General features: G+C 50.7%; 11 protein-coding genes. 7 read left to right on the forward strand and 4 right to left on the reverse strand.

Annotation, left to right across the window (positions count from 1 at the left end; genetic code table 11):
• Positions 1–193: 193 nt before the first annotated feature.
• The gene (locus H8L32_RS21265; RefSeq protein ID WP_186949277.1) at positions 194–2371 is read right to left on the reverse strand and encodes a cyanophycin synthetase; all 2178 of its coding nucleotides are present in this window, start codon (positions 2369–2371) and stop codon (positions 194–196) included.
• 450 nt (positions 2372–2821) lie between these two features.
• Here H8L32_RS21265 and H8L32_RS21270 point away from each other — a divergent pair, with 450 nt between their 5' ends.
• Together H8L32_RS21270 and H8L32_RS21275 are read left to right on the forward strand one after the other, a co-directional pair.
• Positions 2822–5092, forward strand: a complete 2271-nt coding sequence (locus H8L32_RS21270) for a cyanophycin metabolism-associated ABC transporter (protein ID WP_186949278.1) — start codon at positions 2822–2824, stop codon at positions 5090–5092.
• A 4-nt stretch (positions 5093–5096) separates the two neighbouring features.
• Complete coding sequence (locus H8L32_RS21275; protein ID WP_186949279.1) at positions 5097–5567, forward strand: cyanophycin metabolism-associated DUF1854 family protein; 471 nt, start codon at positions 5097–5099, stop codon at positions 5565–5567.
• 39 nt (positions 5568–5606) lie between these two features.
• Here the strand turns inward: H8L32_RS21275 and H8L32_RS21280 are convergent, their stop codons facing one another.
• A complete protein-coding gene (locus H8L32_RS21280) occupies positions 5607–6104 on the reverse strand; it encodes a GNAT family N-acetyltransferase (RefSeq protein WP_186949280.1) in 498 nt (165 codons plus the stop codon).
• A 264-nt stretch (positions 6105–6368) separates the two neighbouring features.
• Between H8L32_RS21280 and H8L32_RS21285 the strand changes: the two genes are divergently transcribed.
• Positions 6369–6806 carry a hypothetical protein gene (locus tag H8L32_RS21285; protein WP_186949281.1) on the forward strand — a complete coding sequence of 146 codons (438 nt, stop codon included), beginning with the start codon at positions 6369–6371 and terminating at the stop codon, positions 6804–6806.
• A 247-nt stretch (positions 6807–7053) separates the two neighbouring features.
• On the opposite strand, the gene xth is transcribed toward H8L32_RS21285, so the two are convergent.
• A complete protein-coding gene (gene xth / locus H8L32_RS21290; RefSeq protein ID WP_186949282.1) occupies positions 7054–7827 on the reverse strand; it encodes an exodeoxyribonuclease III in 774 nt (257 codons plus the stop codon).
• Positions 7828–8405: 578 nt separating this feature from the next.
• On the opposite strand from xth, the gene H8L32_RS21295 reads away from it, so the two are divergent.
• Positions 8406–9266 (forward strand): substrate-binding periplasmic protein, encoded by an 861-nt coding sequence (locus tag H8L32_RS21295; RefSeq protein ID WP_186949283.1) that lies wholly within the window; start codon positions 8406–8408, stop codon positions 9264–9266.
• Positions 9267–9478: 212 nt separating this feature from the next.
• On the opposite strand, the gene H8L32_RS21300 is transcribed toward H8L32_RS21295, so the two are convergent.
• Positions 9479–10987 carry a leucyl aminopeptidase gene (locus H8L32_RS21300; protein WP_186949284.1) on the reverse strand — a complete coding sequence of 503 codons (1509 nt, stop codon included), beginning with the start codon at positions 10985–10987 and terminating at the stop codon, positions 9479–9481.
• 50 nt (positions 10988–11037) lie between these two features.
• Here H8L32_RS21300 and lptF point away from each other — a divergent pair, with 50 nt between their 5' ends.
• From lptF to H8L32_RS21315, 3 genes are read left to right on the forward strand one after another with little or no spacing between them, the layout of a single operon-like run.
• On the forward strand, positions 11038–12171 hold the full coding sequence (lptF, locus tag H8L32_RS21305) for an LPS export ABC transporter permease LptF (protein WP_186949285.1): 1134 nt from the start codon (positions 11038–11040) through the stop codon (positions 12169–12171).
• On the forward strand, positions 12168–13301 hold the full coding sequence (gene lptG / locus H8L32_RS21310; RefSeq protein WP_186949286.1) for an LPS export ABC transporter permease LptG: 1134 nt from the start codon (positions 12168–12170) through the stop codon (positions 13299–13301). The genes lptF and lptG overlap by 4 nt, the downstream gene beginning before the upstream one ends.
• Positions 13301–13672 carry a sirohydrochlorin chelatase gene (locus H8L32_RS21315; RefSeq protein ID WP_230412347.1) on the forward strand — a complete coding sequence of 124 codons (372 nt, stop codon included), beginning with the start codon at positions 13301–13303 and terminating at the stop codon, positions 13670–13672. Before lptG ends, H8L32_RS21315 begins: the two co-directional genes overlap by 1 nt.
• Positions 13673–13703: the final 31 nt, after the last annotated feature.

Raw genomic sequence — 13703 nt, forward strand, 5'->3', positions numbered from 1 at the left:
TTAAATGACAGTGCGCTGCATTTCTGCATGCCGGCTTTTTATAAGCCGGGGATCACAGTGTCAGAGGAATAGCAAATAAGCAGCAAATTCTAAAAAAATACGTAAATAATTATTTGTGTCAGTGTTGTGTCAGTGTTTTTAATGCCCACCAGATGCGGCATTCACTGACACGTCACTCAGTACACTCAGACACTCAGTAAGCAGGTTTCTGGCTGGAATCAAATGTCCTCAGTCCTGCGCCTATCAATTCTGGCGTGATGTTCAAAGCCCAGGCTGCAGCAACTGCTGCCAGTACGCTGTCCAGTTGCGCGACCTTGGCAGGTTTCAGCGCGCTCAGTGACAGCAGGGCAGATTCGTTTTCACCATCGGCCAAAACAATATGCTGATCACGCAAAAACACCACGCGTTCACCCAGTGCACGATGGTTGACGATGGCTTCCAGTGTCGGGTCCAGGCCGTAATAAATCACCTTGCCATCACACAGTTCTGCCAGATCCACCACTGCCGGGTCAGCTGCATTCAATACCGCCACGCCGTCCGGCAGGATGACATCAACCTGGGTGCGGATGATCTTGCGCATCTGGTCCGGGCTGTCTATGTAGTGGGCTGCCAGATCGGCATAACCTTCGAGGTCGGTTACGACACCAACGGCGCATTTGTCATAGGCCAGGCCATCCGTCAGTATGGTTTTGGCATTGGTTTCAAACACGGCAGCCTGTACCGAGCGGTTGATAAGCAAACGCTGGCCAGCTTCCCAGTTGGCGCAGTTGCCGTCGGTGACCAGGCGCTTGTTCAGGTACAGACCCTGGGCGCAGGCAACACCGGTTTCCTTGCCGCTGATATGGATCAGTGCACCGATCAGACGGGCGATCAGGCTGCAGCCTTTGGTACCGGCGACACCGACAATGCTGATGCGGCCGGTTTCATCCGGGGCAAACAAATGATTGATGATGGCCTTGCCAACCGGACGGCCTTCGCCATTCGCCGGTTTGATGTGGGCCAGCAGGCCGGGGCTGGCGTTGACTTCGATAATCGCGGCACCTTGTTCTAACATGGGGCGCGAAATATCTTCAGCAACCAGATCAACGCCGGCAATATCCAGGCCGATGATGCGGGCTGCGAGTGTCGCTGCATAGGCAATATCGGGATGTATCTGGTCGGTGACATCCAGTGCGACGTTACCGTTGGGCTGTATCAGGACTTTTTGTCCGGCCAGCGGGATGGAATTGGCATCCATGCCCTGACGTTTTAATTCCAGTATGATTTCTGCACCAGCAGCAGGGTCCAGCGCATTCAGCGGACAATCTTCGGTAGTGCCACGGCGCGGATCAGTGTTGATCTGGCTGTCGACCAGGGCAGTGATATTCGACGTACCATCGCCGGTCACCCACAGCGATTCACCTTTGCCAACGGCGACCACCTGGTTGCCAACGACCAGCACGCGATGTTCGTCACCAGTGACAAAACGCTCGACGATGACGCTCTTGCTTTCACCCTTGCGGGCTGCCAGTTCATAGGCAGCAAACACGTCTTCCTTGCTCATCAGGTTTAATGAAACACCACGGCCATGGTTGCCGTCATAGGGTTTGATGACGACCGGCAGGCCGATATCCTGTGCTTCTTCCCAGGCTTCTTCGGCACTGCGTACCAGTGAACCTTCAGGCACCGGCACGCCGCAGGATTGCAGCAGGGTCTTGGTCAGGTCCTTGTCGCTGGCGATGCTTTCGGCAATTGCACCGGTGCGATCTGTTTCTGCTGTCCAGATGCGGCGCTGGGCAGCACCATGGCCCAGTTGCACCAGGTTGCCGTCGGTCAGGCGTATGGAAGGAATGCGGCGTTCAGTCGCGGCATCGACGATGCTGGCGGTACTCGGGCCCAGGCAACGGTCATCGACCAGCTCACGCAACTCGCTTACTTTGGTTTGTACATCAAATGGGCGGTCTTCTATCGCAGCCATCAGCAGATCACGTCCTGTTTCCAGTGCAGCACGGCCAACCTGTTCTTCACGGGTGCGGAATGCCATTTTGTAGACACCGGTCACATTGGTAGAGCGGGTCTGGCCAAAACCCGTGCGCATGCCTGCCAGGTTTTGCAATTCCAGCACCACATGTTCAAGGATATGACCCGACCAGGTGCCTTCACGCAGACGCTCAAGAAATCCGCCACGCTCACCGACACCGCAGCGATGTTCTATGATGCCTGGCAACCAGGCAGTCAGGCGTTCGTAGAGGCCGGGGATCTTATTCGATGGAAACTCTTCCAGCGCACCAATATCCAGCACTGCTTCTATCACAGGGCGGTAAGTCCAGATATTCGGGCCACGCAAGTGCGTTGCGCTAAGAATGCGGATGTCTTTCTTGTTTGTTGTCATGTATGTAAACTTTTATAAGCCTGGTTATACAGACCAGATCTTGTCATTTTTTGCAGGACTTGCATAAAACTGCCACTAGGCCTTGCTGTAACTTGCCACAGCTTGCCGGAACATGTTGTCTGAGTCCAATTTTAGAGCTTTTCTTCGTTTCCCTGAATGAACTGCTTTTCCCTATAGAAGAAAGTCTTGCCAAAGTCATAATGACGCGTTGTATATCGTAGTGAAAGCGAATTGGAAAGGCACGCTTGCTGATATACTTGCGCGCCAGCGCAAAAGCAGTTCATCCTCTTGATCAGATTGATCTGATTATTTTTCTTTCGATAGAATACCGTAAATTGCTGCTTCCGTGACATGGCTTATGCCTGAAACGGAAACCAAGTTATCCCTTTTGCTAAAAAATATGTCCTGATTTTGTTCAGGACCAGCTCTTGAGCCGGAGTTCGTTTCACGATGACCACAACACAATTCAATCCCGGGCAGCCTGTTCTGTCGCTACCTGCGAGTTGGCAAGCCGAATTGAGCAAGCAGATCGCACAAGGCGAAAACGTTTTAAGTACCCTTGAGGTTGACCTCGACAGCAAACTTCGCTTTCGCAAAGGCATGCTTGTCCTGACCGATCGCCGTTTGCTGACAAAATTATCCGGCTCCACTGACTGGCAGTCATGGGAATTTCGCCAAGGATTGCAATTAAGTCATCATGACCATGCCGGTGTCGGTCATCTGGAATTGACCGATGAGCAGGGTTTGCTGGCCAACTGGCGTTTTACCCTGGGCCAGAACCTGCATGCAATACGCTTGCTGGATCAATTCAGAGAACAGTTGCAAAGCCATATCACGGGTATGCCGGTAGTCCGCGCAGAGCAAAATATCTGCCCTAGCTGCAAGGCCGTGCTGGAACCAGATCAGGAAGAATGCCCGGTTTGCACCAAGGTGATCTATACACCGCCGTCCACCTGGACGCTGTTGCGTCTTTGGCGCTTCGCTCATCCTTATCGCCTGCAGCTGTTCATCGGCTTTACGCTGATGTTGCTGGGTACGGCGGCGCACATGATCCCGCGTTACCTGACCAAGCCGTTAACGGATGAGGTGCTGATTCCTTATCAAAACGGTGCGCATGTTGATCCTAAACTGGTGGTGTTTTACATCGGTGGTTTGCTTGGTTCTGCCGTTATTGCATGGCTGCTGAGCTGGGGCAAGACTTATATCCTGGCACTGGTGTCAGAGCGCATAGGCGCAGATTTGCGTACCGCCACCTATGAACATTTGCTGAAATTGTCGCTGGAATATTTTGGCGGTAAACGCACCGGTGACCTGATGTCACGCATAGGTAGTGAAAGTGACCGCATTTGCGTTTATCTGTCGCTGCACTTGCTTGACTTCGCGACTGACGTGCTGATGTTCATCATGACTGCGGCTTTTCTGTTGCAGATTAATACCAAGCTGGCTCTGGTGACCTTGCTGCCGCTGCCATTTATTGCCTGGATGATCCATCTGGTGCGTGACAAATTGCGTACCGGCTTTGAAAAGATAGACAGGGTATGGGGCGAGGTGACTAATGTCCTGGCCGACACCATTCCGGGTATACGTGTGGTCAAGGCCTTTGCACAAGAGAAGCGTGAAGCAGGTCGTTTCCGTGAAGCCAACAAACATAATCTGGCGGTCAACGACAAGCTTAACAAGGTCTGGTCACTGTTTTCACCTACCGTGTCGTTTCTGACTGATCTTGGCATTCTGGTGGTCTGGGGTTTTGGTATCTGGCAAATTTCAAAAGGTGATATTACTGTCGGTTCTCTGGTGGCTGCGGTTGCTTTCATCAGCAATTTCTATGGCCGTATCGATTCCATGAGCCGCATCGTTTCTGTCACCCAGAAATCGGCATCGGCTGCCAAGCGTATTTTCGATATTCTTGACCATGTATCCAGCGTGCCAGATCCGCAAAATCCGGTGAAGGTAAAAGAAGTCAAGGGCCAGATAGAATTGCGTGAAGTCGGTTTCCGTTACGGTAACCGGGCGGTGAACCGTGGCATCAATCTGAACATCAGGCCGGGTGAAATGATTGGTCTGGTAGGACATAGCGGTTCCGGCAAAAGTACGTTGGTGAATTTGATCTGCCGTTTCTATGATGTATCAGAAGGCGCGATTTTACTGGATGGTGTCGACATACGCTCGTTTGCCGTATCCGACTACCGCAGCAACATTGGCCTGGTATTGCAGGAACCCTTCCTGTTCTTTGGCACCATCGCCGAAAATATCGCCTACGGCAAGCCAGATGCGACCCGCGACGAAATCATTGCCGCAGCGCGTGCTGCCCATGCCCATGAATTCATACTGCGTTTGCCACAGGGTTATGATTCCATGGTGGGTGAGCGTGGTCAGGGCTTGTCGGGTGGCGAACGTCAGCGCATTTCCATCGCTCGTGCCTTGTTGATCGATCCGCGTATTTTGATCATGGATGAAGCCACGTCTTCTGTCGATTCACAGACAGAAAAAGAAATCCAAAAGGCGCTGGACAATCTGGTGCAAGGCCGTACCACCATCGCCATCGCCCACCGCTTATCAACACTGCACAAGGCAGACTGTCTGGTCGTACTGGACCGTGGCCAGGTAGTGGAAGTGGGCAGCCATGATGAGTTGATGGCGAAAGAAGGGGCCTACTACAATCTGTATCAGGCACAGGCCCGGAATGCCGCAGAAAACGTGGCAGAGCTGGCGGAGGATTGAACACATGAGCACCACAAAATTTGAACTCAGCCGCAATGCGTTTGGCAAACTCATTCTGACCAATGAAGCCGGTGAAGTCTTTGAAGGCGTCAGCCCGGTCAGGGCGTTTCCTATCCAGTCGCCATTGATCAGCATCTCCATGGTACTGACCGATGGCCGCGAGGTCGCCTGGATAGATCAACTGGATGACTTGTCGGAAGAATCAAGGATACTGGTACTGGAAGAGCTGGAAGGGCGCGAATTCATGCCCGAAATCAGCCGCATAGACAGTGTCACCAGCTTTGCCTTGCCCTGTACCTGGAAAGTCAGCACCGACAGGGGTGAGACAGAATTTGTCCTGAAAGGCGATGAAGACATCCGCCGTATCGGCAGGGCATCTTTACTGATTACCGATAATCACGGCATACAGTTTTTGATACGCGACATGTTTGAAATAGACCGGCATAGTCGCAAAATTCTGGACCGTTTTCTGTAGTACTGCTTTGCAGCCTGTAACTGATTCCTGCCCAGGGAATCAGTTCCTGCCAGCAAATTCATACCCATACAGGTTGGTGTTTCTGGTTTCACCATCCAGTACCACTACCGCTTCCAGTACAAAGCCCAGGCTTTGCAGTAATTTGTTGGAACTGTCATTTGTCGGTGAAGTGATGGCCGCCAGCTTGGGTAACTGCAAATGGCTGCGCGCATACTCGACAGTTGCCCTGGCGGCTTCTCTGGCATAACCCTGACCCAGATACTGCGGCAGGAAAGCATAGCCGATGTCTATATTTTTCAGAGTCTCGCGTTTCACCAGGCCGCATAGCCCCATGGGCTGCGCATCGTCCTTGCGTTCAACCACATACAGACTGAAACCATTTTTTGCCTGACTGACCAGCGGGCCATTGATGATGGATTCAGTCGCCGCTCCCAGCGTGCGTATACCCTTGTCGTGAATATTCGCAATGAAGGCCGGGTCGTTGATCAGCGCCAGATAAAAGCCTGCATCACCAGTGGTGATGATTCTTAGATTCAATCTTTCAGTGCTCAGTATCCGCATTTTTCTTGTCCCCGGAGAAATGTAAAGTCTAAAGCCTGCAAATGAAAAACACCAGCACCTGTGTGTTTGATGCCGCTGGTGTCGGACTGACGGGTTTGCGTAGAGGCATTGTCATATGTCGTAATCCTCTTGATGCTTACATTGTTTTTACCAATTCCTGATTAGAGTAATAAGATCACTATCCGTTAGTTTTTATTTGTGTAATGATCTATTTAATAAATTAATGTAATAAAGGAATTTATGCAAAAAAAATACCTTTCCATTTTCCTGGCTTTCTTATTCTGTGCATGTACACCAGTTGAACAAAAGCAGGCTAGAGAGTTCGTCGCATCTAAATTGAAAGACCCGCAATCAACACAGTTTCGAAATGAGGTTTTAAAGATCGGAATACTTTGTGGAGAGTTAAATTCAAAAAATAGCTATGGTGCGTATGTGGGATTTAAGCGTTTCATCGCATCCGGTAAGCAGTTTGCTTTTGTGGATGGGATGGGTTTGGTCGCAGGCAAAGAGCCTGAACTCAATGCTGCTGAAGTGACCAAATTTGTGGGTTTTGAAATAGAAATTTTTCACATAATGGTTGAGGATTTAAAACAAGGAAAAGATAGAATTAGTGAAGCGGAAAAACAAAAATTGATTGAGTCAAAAAAATTCGCCTATTTTTGGGAAAAATACTGTTGATCAGCTTTTAATAAGCAGGTAAGTTATTAGACTGCAATAGGAAGCCAATAGATGTGTTTTTTTAAGATTTGCCAAGCATAAAATGGCGAAATTACTCTATCGCTTTTACACCTTTGCAATACTGGCAAAGGTGTATCCTTCTATGTTTTCTGCAAAATATACGGTTAGTTCAATCTTTTGATATTTAGAGAAACTGAGATTTAGTTACGTTGCTTGGAAGGCTGCTTGCAAGTACATACCACAACGATTAATTTGATAATTGTAGGGTGGCAATCACCGGCGCATGATCCGATGGTTGCTCCCACTTGCGTGGCACGCGGTCGATGACGCAGGCGGTGCATTGTTTTGCCAGCTCCGCTGACAACAGGATGTGGTCTATGCGTACACCTTTATTCAGGCGGAAACCCAGAGCGCGGTAATCCCACCAGCTGAATGATTTTTCTGCCTGTTCAAACTGCCGGAAGCTATCTGTCAGACCCAGGGCGATCAGGTTTTTCAGGGCAGTTCTTTCTTGCGGTGACACCAGGTTCATGCCTTCCCAGGCGGCAGGGTCATGCACATCGCGGTCTTCCGGGGCGATATTGTAGTCGCCCAGCAAGGCCAGTTTTGGGTGGCGTGTCATTTCATCCCTGACCCAGTTTTCCAGCGCCGCCAGCCATTTCAATTTGTACTGGAACTTGTCGGAATCCAGTGCCTGGCCATTTGGCACATAGGCGCAAATGATGCGTATGCCTTCTATGGTGGCAGCAATGATGCGTTGCTGTTCATCTTCAAATTGCGGATTGTTTTTCTGCACATCTGTGATCGGATGCTTCGATACAATTGCCACGCCGTTGTAGGTTTTTTGCCCGGTAAAGACCACATGGTAACCAGCGGCTTCTATCTCTGCCTGCGGGAATTTGTCATCCGTCAGTTTGGTTTCCTGTATGCACAGGACATCGACAGGATTGGTTTCCAGCCACTGCAAGACTTGCGGCAGCCTGACCTTCAGGGAGTTAACATTCCACGTAACTAATTTCATGTTTTTATCGATTTGATTGATGTGTTTTTATTAAAACTCACCCCTATTTATGAAATGAGTTCTACGCATCCGGATTAATGTGGCTGCACAGTCACAGCTTGTCTGTTCGATATTATACGGCGTCTACTGAAAATGAAGCGGCTCACTGGTGCCTGCAATGTCGTTGCGCCAGTTAATACGCAAAGCGAAGTCAAAAGTGAGTAAATTGCTTAGAACTCATTTCATAAATAGGAGTGAGTGCGAACAAGACGATTTGGGATGTAGTGCAAGGCGTGACGCGCAGCTAAGGCTGGTGCCTTAGCAAGCGGCACAACGCTGCAATACGCCCAAATCGTCAGTTCCCGAAGGGTTTGCCTCATAACGCGTGCTGGACTGCGTTGGACTCGTTGTCAATAGGCCCACTATTGACTGCCTCGTCCGCCTTGCCAGCCCACGTTATGAGGCAAACGCATCTCGCTCCTATTTATGAAATGAGTTCTAGTTTTGTTTTCAATTCTTGACTTTTATACTGGAGTTTCTCGATTGCATCATACTGGAATGAGACTAAAATCCAGTCTACTGCACTTATTATTCCAATTATGAACAAGTACTCAGCAGTCCTGTTTTTTTGCCTGTCTATCCTGGGTGTGCAACTTGCTGTGGCGGATGCGAATGTCATTCGCTACCCGCGCCCCTCGGCCAAGACAGACAGCCATTTTGACTATATCCATGAACTATTGACCGAGGCGCTTTCTTTTTCGGCCAATAAATACCAGTTATTACCCAGTCATGCACAGATGCAGCAAGGGCGGGCCGTGCATGAAATGAAAAACGGCACGGGGGAAGTCGATCTGTTGTGGAGCATGTCCACCGATGAAAGGGAAAAATCGCTGATTGCGATCAAGATACCCATCGATAAAGGCTTGCTGGGTTGGCGCATTCCCCTGGTACGGAGCGAACAGAAAAACCTGTTCAAGGATGTAAAAACGCTTCACGACATGCATGCCTATTCTGCAGGGCAGGAACTGGATTGGCCGGACGTCAAAGTCCTGGAAAGCAATGGCCTGACGGTGGCGACAGCTAATTCATATGAGGCATTGTTCAGCATGCTGGAAGCAGGGCGTTTTGATTATTTTCCACGCTCCATCCTGGAAATCTGGAAGGAGCAAGAACTGCATGCCGGTAAAAAACTGTTTATCAGCCCGGATATCGCGCTGCATTATCCCGCTGCGTACTATTTCTTTGTCGCCCCGAACAAACGGCAATTTGCCGACGATTTGAACAATGGCCTGGAAATGATGATCAGGAACGGGCAATTCGAAAAGATTTTCCTGAAATACCATCAAACATCCATACAGAAAGCCGGTTTGAAGCACAGAACCATACTGGAATTGCGAAACCCCTTCCTGAATCCGGCCAGTATGCCACTCAGTCGTAGTGAGTTATGGTTTAAACCATAATTTTGGTTCCGGGGGCAAGCAGGCTAATTAGGACTTACGTAAAACCGCCCCACCGGCGTTGCAGATATTTGCCGTACCAAAGTACCGTCTTCGTCGCTGCGCCTTGTTGGGGCGGTTTTGCGTAAGTCCTGCTAATAAAACTAGAAGGTCCCGGTCTGGATATTCCAGACCGGGACCTTTCAGTTCAGCTTTACGCTAGCCGGGTAGTCTGATCAGCCTGCGCGGTTGATCAGGAACGTGGTCAGCAAAGGCACTGGGCGACCAGTGGAACCTTTGGCTGCGCCAGATTTCCAGGCTGTACCAGCGATATCCAGATGCGCCCAGGTGTATTTCCGGGTGTAGCGTTCCAGGAAGCAGGCTGCGGTGATACTGCCACCGGCTGGACCGCCAATATTTGCCATGTCAGCAAAATTGGATTTCAGTTGCTCGTTATAAGCTTCTTCGATAGGCATGCGCCATGCGGTGTCGCCAGTTTGCTTGCCTGCTGCCAGCAATTCTGCTGCCAGTTTGTCATGTGCTTCGTCATGGCGGGTGAACAGGCCGGAATTATGGTGACCCAAAGAAGTCACGCAGGCACCAGTCAGTGTAGCTACATCAACTACGGCAGCCGGCTTGAAGCGTTCGGCATAGGTCAGTGCATCACACAGGATCAGGCGGCCTTCGGCATCCGTATTCAGGATTTCAATGGTTTGGCCAGACATGGAAGTGACGATGTCGCCAGGACGGGTAGCACTGCCGGATGGCATGTTTTCGCAAGTAGGGATGACGGCGATGACGTTCAGCTTCAGCTTCATTTCACCGATGGCACGCATGGTACCCAGTACGGAAGCCGCACCACCCATGTCGTATTTCATTTCATCCATGCCGGCGCCAGCTTTCAGCGAGATACCGCCAGAGTCAAAAGTGATGCCTTTGCCAACCAGAACGACTGGCGCATCCTTGGCCTTGCCACCATTGTGCTTGAGCACGATGAATTTCGGTGGTTCTACCGTGCCATTGGTTACAGACAGGAAACTGCCCATTTTCAGGGCCTGTATCTGTTTGCGGTCCAGCACTTCAGCAACCATTTTGTAGTCAGTTGCGATTTTCCGGGCGGTGTTCGCCAGGTGAGTAGGCGTGCAGATATTCGGTGGCAGGTTGCCCAGTTCCTTGGTCAGATCCATGCCGTTCGCGAGGGCTTCGCTTTGGGATAATGCATTTTTGGCAGCAGTGGCTTCTGCGGCAGAGACAGCAAATGCGACTTTCTTGACGCCTGCAGTGGATGTATCTTTCTTGCTTTTCAGTGCATCAGCACGGAAAATACTTTCGCGGAAGGCCAGTACCGCGCTACGGATGGACCAGCCCAGGTCACGATCCTTGACCGCTGGCAGGGCCAGAACGGCGTCATTGGCACCAAGCGCAGCCAGTGTACGGGCAGCAGCCTGCACGGCCTGATTGTAGGCTTTGTCGCTCACGGTGGACGCTTCTTCACCCAGACCTACCAGCAATACGCGTTCGGCCGCAACATCAGCGATGTTGCGCAACAACAGGGAAGTACCCGCTTTTCCTGTAATATCGCCGGATTTGAGGGCTGCGGCGATGTCGCCAGCCTTGTCCAGGCTTGCTGCAACGACGGAAAGTTTCTTGTTTTCGAACACACCGACCACGATACAGCCAGTTTTAATTGCTTTATGGGCAGTCGAGGCACTTTTTGCGTCGATTGTTTTTATGCTAAAGTCCACGTATTACTCCTCTTTGTAAGTCTCGTAAAACAGACATTATAATCCTACTCATGATTTTTCAGCGCGCGCTTCGACGTGAATTAAACAGTGCCGCAGGCGCAGTCTTCACTACATTGTTCACCATCACGATCTCCGTGATGCTCATTAAAATCCTTGGACAGGCAGCAGGAGGTAAAGTTGCGTCGTCCGATGTAGTAGCCCTGATCGCCTTCACCGCCCTCATGAACATGCATATCCTGCTGTTGCTGACCGGCTTTATTTCGGTACTGCTGGTGGTGACCCGCAGCTATCAGGATTCGGAAATGGTAGTCTGGTTTGCCTCTGGCCTGAGCCTGACACAGTGGATAGCGCCAGTCGTACGCTTTGGGGCACCTCTTATTATCCTCACCGGTTTGCTTAGTTTTATCGTCACCCCCTGGGCCAACCAGCAAAGCGTGGAATTTCGTGAACGCTTTGAAAAACGCTCGGATATCGCCAAGGTAGCGCCCGGTAAGTTTCAGGAATCCGCCTCGTCCGACCGGATTTTCTTTGTCGAAGAAGTCGCAGGTGATCTCAGCAAGGTGCAGAATATCTTCATCAATACGTATAAAGATGGCCGCTCCAGCATCGTCGTCGCCAAGGAAGGCATGATAGAAATCGACAAGCTGGGCGACAAGTTCCTTGTCATGAGCCAGGGTCGCCGTTATGACGGCGCACCGACGGCACCGGATTTTCAGATGATGCAGTTTGAAAAATACGGTGTGCTGGTATCCGGTCAGAATGCCAGCGTGGCCAGTGACAAGTCGGCCAAGTCCATGCCACTGATGGCTTTGGTCGAAAATCTCGACAGTACCAAGATGGGTGAATTACTGTGGCGTATTTCGCTGCCAGTGATGTGTGCGGTATTGCTGCTGCTGGCTATTCCGCTGGGTTATGTCAATCCCCGTGTCGGCCGGTCGGCCAACCTGATCGTGGCTTTATTGCTGGTGGTGATGTATCTGGCAATCACGAATATTTTGCAGGCGCTGGTGGTGCAGGAACGCAGCAGCTTTGCCATGGCGTGGTGGCCGCACCATCTGGTTGTCAGCCTGCTGGTCATTGGCCTGTTTTTCTGGCGTTTGAAAGTCAATAGTCGCTGGCATCCGCTGGTGTTGTGGTCCCGCTGCAAATCGAGTTTCCGCGGCAAAGAAAAGTGTGCAGCATGAAAATTTTACAAAGATATTTTGGCACTGAAATCCTGCGTGCCGTGTTGTTCGTCATGCTGGCTTTGCTGGCCCTGTTTTCATTTTTTGACCTGGTTTCAGAACTGCAGTCTTCCGTCAATAAAGGCGGTTACCAGCTCAAGCATGCGGTCTTGTATGTCTTGCTGGGATGGCCGGGCTATATCTATGAATTCATGCCGATTGCGGTTTTGATTGGCACTATTTATGTGCTGGCGCAATTCGCTTCCAATTCGGAATTTACCATCATGCGCGCATCCAGCATGTCGACCATGATGGCAGGCAGTATCTTGCTGAAGATAGGTATGCTGTTTGTCTTGCTGACTTTCTTGTTTGGGGAAGTGATTTCTCCGGTATCAAGCAAGTTTGCAGAGAAGATTAAACTCAATGCCATCGGTGAGGCCCTGGCGCAGGAATTTCGTACCGGCTTGTGGACCAAGGACTTGGTGCGTGAAAACGGCCTGACCGGTGAAGTGATAGGTTCACTGTTTCTGAACGTGAAAGAGATACTGCCAAACCGTCATTTGAAAGGTGTCAGGATCTTTGAGTTTGACAAGAATTTCCACCTGTCCCGCGAGGTGACCGCGACCGATGCCGAATACTTGGGCAAGAATACCTGGCGCCTGTTTGACGTGTCTGAGACATCGTTCCCCAAGACGTTGACGAGTGAAGATATCGCCGCAGTGAAAAGCCAGAAGCTTGACAGCCGCGACATTGTGTCCGAAGTTACACCAGATATTTTATCTGTCCTGTTTGCTGACCCTGACCGCATGTCTGCTACCGACCTGGCTGCATTTACCAAGCATCTGGCGGACAATAAACAGGATGGCGAGCGCTATGAAATCGCCTTCTGGAAAAAAATCACTTATCCGTTTGCGGTACTGGTGATGATGGCACTGGCGTTGCCCTTTGCCTACCTGCACGTCAGAAGCGGTGGCGTCAGCTTGAAGATATTCAGCGGCATCATGATAGGCATGGTGTTTTACCTGATCAATTCACTGTTTTCACATGTGGGTCTGCTCAATACCTGGCCCGCGCCAGTAACAGCGCTGGTACCCAGCGTGTTGTTTTTGGTGATTGCGGCCGTGGGTTTGCGTTACGTGGAAAGAAATTGATGGGTACCCAATCCGCAATGATTCTGTTTGCCCATGGCGCACGCGACCCGAGATGGGCGCAGCCTTTCCAGCGCCTGCAAAAAATGACACAGGAAAGTTTGCCAGGCACCACGGTGGCACTGGCATTTCTTGAGTTCATGCAGCCATCGCTGCCAGAACTGGTTGCCAGTCTGGTAAAAGAAGGCTGTCAGCAAGTCACACTGGTGCCGATATTTTTGGGGCAGGGCGGCCATGTGCTGCGTGATTTGCCAGTGTTGGTGGATGAACTGCGTGTCAGTCATCCTGCACTTGAGGTAAAACTTGTCAGTGCTGCGGGTGAAGATGACAGCGTGTTGTCAGCTATCCGGGATTATTGTCTGAAAGCTTTGTAGTGTCTTGTTTTTTGTGCAGCAAGCATACGCT

Source organism: Undibacterium hunanense (assembly GCF_014284335.1).
In the GTDB taxonomy this organism is placed as follows: domain Bacteria; phylum Pseudomonadota; class Gammaproteobacteria; order Burkholderiales; family Burkholderiaceae_D; genus Undibacterium; species Undibacterium hunanense.